This window comes from Ideonella azotifigens (assembly GCF_006519715.1).
GTDB classification, from domain to species: domain Bacteria; phylum Pseudomonadota; class Gammaproteobacteria; order Burkholderiales; family Burkholderiaceae_C; genus Ideonella; species Ideonella azotifigens.
In genome coordinates, this window is sequence record NZ_VIDT01001160.1 from 1 (window position 1) to 1,089 (window position 1,089).

1 protein-coding gene is annotated in these 1,089 nt (G+C 71.0%); it reads right to left on the reverse strand.

Annotated elements, in window-relative coordinates; genetic code table 11:
- Nucleotides 1-104: 104 nt before the first annotated feature.
- The coding region (locus FKP22_RS34450) for a GAF domain-containing sensor histidine kinase (protein ID WP_310733404.1) at nt 105-1,089 on the reverse strand (985 nt) is incomplete at its 5' end.

The following is a 1,089-nucleotide window of genomic DNA, read 5'->3' on the forward strand; positions in this document are numbered from 1 at the left end:
CTCGGCGGCGTCCAGCCCGTCGTCGACGATGAGGACATGCGGCCCGCCGGTGGCCGGCTGCGCCTCGGGGGTGTCGGGGCCCTGGGGAGCCTGGCTCATGGTGCTCATGCCGCACCGCCTGCCGGGTTCGGTGGTGAAGCGGCTGCGGCCTGCCAGCGCGGCAGCTCCATCGTGAACACCACCTCCGGGGCGCGATGGACGTAGTGCAGCAGGCCACCGTGGCTGCGCACCACCTCGTGCGCGATGTACAGGCCCAGGCCCAGGCCTTGGCGGTTGCGGGGGTTGCGCATCGAAGAAACCTTGAAGGGGTCGAACAGCGAATCGCTGATGTCTTGCGGAATGGGCGGCGCGACATTGCGCACTTCCAGCCGGACCTTGTCATCCGGCCCGCTGACCTCCAGCACGATGGGCCGGCCCGGCTCGCCGTGGTGGCGGGCGTTGCCGAGCAGGTTGGCCAGCACCTGGGCCAGGCGGTCGGGGTCGGCGTGCACCCAGTGCGGCGGCCCGTAGAGGCGCTGGAACTGCAGGTCCGGGTAGGCGCCCAGTTTTTCCTCGACCAGTTCGTCCAGCAGCGCCACCAGGTCCACCTGCTGCGGCGTCATCTGCAGGCCCAGGCCGCCGCGCAGCCGGGTCATGTCCAGCACCTGCTCGACCAGGCGCTGCATGCGGCCGCTGGAAGCCTTGATGCGCTGGCCCAGCCTGGCATGGCCTTGCGCCTCGCCCCGTTCCAGCACCTGGGCCGCCAGCGAGATCGAGTTCAGTGGATCGCGCAAGTCATGGCCCAGCACGGCCAGCAGGTGGGCCCTGGCGCGCTCGATCTCGGCATTGCGGGTGCGGCTGGCATGGCCCAGTTCGTCCAGCCACTGGCGGGCAATCGCCAGGTCGCTGTCGCTCCAGGGCACAGCGCTGTCGCGCACGGTTTCGCGCCATTCGGCGAACGAGCCACGGGGCGTCAGCCGCGGTCCGGACGGGCCGGGCACGTAGTTCTTCTCGGGTTTGCCGCCCCAGCGCACGGTCTCGACCTGCTCGCGGCGCAGCAGGATCAGCCAGGCGCCGTTGGCCGCGTCGAAACACAGCGCCAGCAGGCCG